This is a genomic window from Mesorhizobium sp. M1E.F.Ca.ET.063.01.1.1, from assembly GCF_003998155.1.
In the GTDB taxonomy this organism is placed as follows: Bacteria; Pseudomonadota; Alphaproteobacteria; order Rhizobiales; family Rhizobiaceae; genus Mesorhizobium.
Genome location: NZ_RZSC01000711.1, coordinates 1 through 3,002 on the forward strand (window position 1 = coordinate 1; position 3,002 = coordinate 3,002).

Genomic DNA, 3,002 nt, shown 5'->3' on the forward strand with positions numbered 1-3,002 from the left:
TGTCTGCGTGCTCAGCCACGCCGGGCCGGACGCGCTGTCGGTGACCACCAACCTCAACATCAACTTCATGCGCAAGGCCGAGGCTGGCCCGATCGACGGCCATTGCCGCATCCTGAAGTTGGGCAAGAGCCTGATGGTGTTCGACATCGACATCGTCGCCGGCCCGGACGGGCACACCGTGGCGCATGCGACCGGCACCTATTCGATCCCGCCGAAGCGCTCGGCTGATGCGGTAAAATAATACCTCTTGAACAAGCCATTGTTTTTATTTGACTTTATGCACCAAGCGGGTTTTCCATCGCCTTGACGCGTTTCGCGCCCTCGCCTATAAGCCCTCGCGAAGCAGCGGCCCGCAACGGCCGCCGTTTTGTTATTGGCGAATGGCTCCAGCCGCTCCGTCAATCCAAGCAACAAGAAACGCCTTTCCTTGTCCTTGCGGATAAGGAAGGTCAACCTGAGAGCAAAACCATGGCTACCTTTTCGCAGAAGCCTGCGGATGTGGTGAAGAAGTGGGTGCTGATCGACGCCGAGGGTCTCGTCGTCGGCCGCCTCGCCACTGTCATCGCCAACCATCTGCGCGGCAAGCACAAGCCCACCTTCACACCGCATGTCGATGATGGCGACAACGTCATCGTCATCAACGCCGACAAGGTGGTGTTCACCGGCAAGAAGTACACCGACAAGGTCTACTACTGGCACACCGGCCACCCCGGCGGCATCAAGGAGCGCACCGCGCGCCAGCTGCTCGAGGGCCGCTTCCCCGAGCGCGTCGTCGAGAAGGCCGTCGAGCGCATGATCCCGCGCGGCCCGCTTGGCCGCCGCCAGATGAAGAATCTCCGCGTCTACGCAGGCGCTGAACATCCGCACGCCGCCCAGCAGCCCGTCACGCTCGACGTGGCCAAGCTGAACTCCAAGAACAAGAGGGCCTCGTAATGGCTGAGCTTTCCTCGCTCGCAGAACTCGGGACTGTCACGACCGCCGCACAGCCGGCGGCACCCGTCCACGTCCAGAAGCTCGACAAGTCGGGCCGCGCCTATGCCACAGGCAAGCGCAAGAACGCCATCGCGCGCGTCTGGGTGAAACCCGGCTCCGGCAAGATCACTGTCAACGACAAGGAATTCGCGAGCTATTTCGCGCGTCCGGTGCTGCAGATGATCCTCAACCAGCCGATCGTCGCCGCCAACCGCGCCGGCCAGTATGACATCATCGCCACCGTCATCGGCGGCGGCCTTTCCGGCCAGGCGGGCGCCGTGCGTCACGGCATCTCCAAGGCACTGACCTATTACGAGCCGGCGCTGCGCTCCGTGCTCAAGAAGGGCGGCTTTCTCACCCGCGACAGCCGCGTCGTCGAGCGCAAGAAGTACGGCAAGGCGAAGGCCCGCCGCAGCTTCCAGTTCTCGAAGCGCTGAGCGCTGCGACCACAAGTCTCGAAAGGCCGCCTCCGGGCGGCCTTTTTGTTTCACGCAGCTATTGGCCGCGTCCGGCCGGCGTCTTGATGTAGTCGATGAAGGCGCGCAGCGGCGCCGGCACCAGCCGGCGTCCGGGATAGTACAGAAACGGCCCGGAAAATTCCTGCCACCACGGCTCCAGCACAGGTTCCAGCACGCCGCTCTCGAAATGCGGGCGCACCCAGTCCTCGAACAGCCAGAGAATGCCGACGCCAGCGATCGCCGCATCGATAGCGAGATCGACGCCTCCACCGATGCTGACAACCAATGGCCCCGTGGGATCGACCCGCACCACCTCGCCGTCCCGCTCGAACTCCCAGGGCGTCATGACCCCGCTCGGGAAGCGGCCGCGCACGCAGGCATGGCCAAGCAGGTCGCGTGGGTGCTGCGGCCGACCGTGCCGGTCAAGGTAGGACGGCGCGGCGGAGGTCGTGAAGCGCTGCGCGCGCGGCCCGATCGGCACCGCGATCATGTCCTGCTCCAGCCGCTCGTCATAGCGGATTCCAGCGTCGCAGCCCGCCACCAGCAGATCGATAAAGTTCTCCTCGGCGATCACCTCCAGGCGAATGGCAGGATAGGCCGCGAGAAATCCAGGAACGATTTTGGGCAGCACCAGCCGCGAGGCGCTTATCGGCACGTTGAGCCGCAAGGTTCCGGCGGGCCGGTCGCGAAAGCCGTTCACCACATCGAGTGCGGCTTCTACCTCGCCCAATGCGGGGCCGAGCCGCGCCAGCAGGCCGGCACCAGCCTCGGTCAAAGCGACGCTGCGCGTGGTGCGGTTGAAGAGCCTGACACCGAGCTGGGTTTCAAGACGGCGGATGGCTTCGCTGAGCGCTGACGCGCTGCCGGCCGTGGCGCGGGCGCCCTCGCGAAAGCCGCCGGCGCGCGCCACGGCCATGAACGCCTGAAGATCGTTGAGATCGGCCGCCATTGTCCTAAATTTCGTACAAGCTGTGCTGAATATAGCCGGTTATCGGGACAGCGGCCATGCCCTATCTCCGTCGTCGACAGCGAAGGAGAACCACGATGTCCAGCGTAAACAAATCCGGCACCTACAAACTCGGCGGCGATTCGGTCCGGCGGCTCGGCTACGGCGCCATGCAGCTTGCGGGCAAAGGCGTGTTCGGCCCACCGAAGGATCATGACGCGGCCATCGCCGTGCTGCGTGAGGCAGTGGCGAACGGGGTCAACCACATCGACACCAGCGACTATTATGGCCCGCATGTCACCAATCGGCTGATCCGCGAAGCGCTGGCGCCCTACCCCGGCGACCTTACCATCGTCACCAAGATCGGCGCCCGCCGCGGCAGCGACGCATCCTGGCTGCCGGCCTATTCACCGGAGGAACTCACGCAAGCCGTGCATGACAACCTCGCCAATCTCGGGCTCGACGTGCTGGATGTGGTCAATCTGCGCATCATGTTCGACACCCATGGTCCCGCCGAGGGCTCGATCGAAGCGCCGCTCACCGTGCTCGCCGAGCTGCAGCGCAGGGGCCTGGTGCGCCATATCGGGCTGAGCAACGTCACCCGCGCGCAGATCGCGGAAGGCCGC

Annotated in this window: 5 protein-coding genes; 4 read left to right on the top strand and 1 reads right to left on the bottom strand. The window is 64.7% G+C overall.

All coding sequences use genetic code 11. From position 1 onward, the window contains the following. The 3 genes from EOA29_RS31025 to rpsI form a co-directional block, all read left to right on the top strand. The coding region (locus EOA29_RS31025) for a PaaI family thioesterase (RefSeq protein WP_145969894.1) at positions 1-241 on the top strand (241 nt) is incomplete at its 5' end. Between the two features lie 227 nt (positions 242-468). Beyond that, positions 469-933 (top strand): 50S ribosomal protein L13, encoded by a 465-nt coding sequence (gene rplM, locus EOA29_RS31030; protein ID WP_059184834.1) that lies wholly within the window; start codon positions 469-471, stop codon positions 931-933. Beyond that, positions 933-1,409: a 30S ribosomal protein S9 gene (rpsI, locus tag EOA29_RS31035; RefSeq protein WP_126094188.1), complete on the top strand. Its 477-nt coding sequence runs from the start codon at positions 933-935 to the stop codon at positions 1,407-1,409. The genes rplM and rpsI overlap by 1 nt, the downstream gene beginning before the upstream one ends. A gap of 58 nt (positions 1,410-1,467) precedes the next feature. Here rpsI and EOA29_RS31040 read toward each other — a convergent pair whose 3' ends face one another. Then, a complete protein-coding gene (locus tag EOA29_RS31040; protein WP_126094189.1) occupies positions 1,468-2,379 on the bottom strand; it encodes a LysR family transcriptional regulator in 912 nt (303 codons plus the stop codon). A gap of 95 nt (positions 2,380-2,474) precedes the next feature. On the opposite strand from EOA29_RS31040, the gene EOA29_RS31045 reads away from it, so the two are divergent. Continuing rightward, on the top strand, positions 2,475-3,002 hold a 528-nt coding region (locus tag EOA29_RS31045), incomplete at its 3' end, for an oxidoreductase (protein WP_127222066.1).

Excerpts from the sequence above, each read along its gene's own strand:
- EOA29_RS31040 (WP_126094189.1), bottom strand. The coding sequence starts at position 2,379 with ATGGCGGCCGATCTCAACGATCTTCAGGCGTTCATGGCCGTGGCGCGC.
- rpsI (WP_126094188.1), top strand. The coding sequence starts at position 933 with ATGGCTGAGCTTTCCTCGCTCGCAGAACTCGGGACTGTCACGACCGCC.
- rplM (WP_059184834.1), top strand. The coding sequence starts at position 469 with ATGGCTACCTTTTCGCAGAAGCCTGCGGATGTGGTGAAGAAGTGGGTG.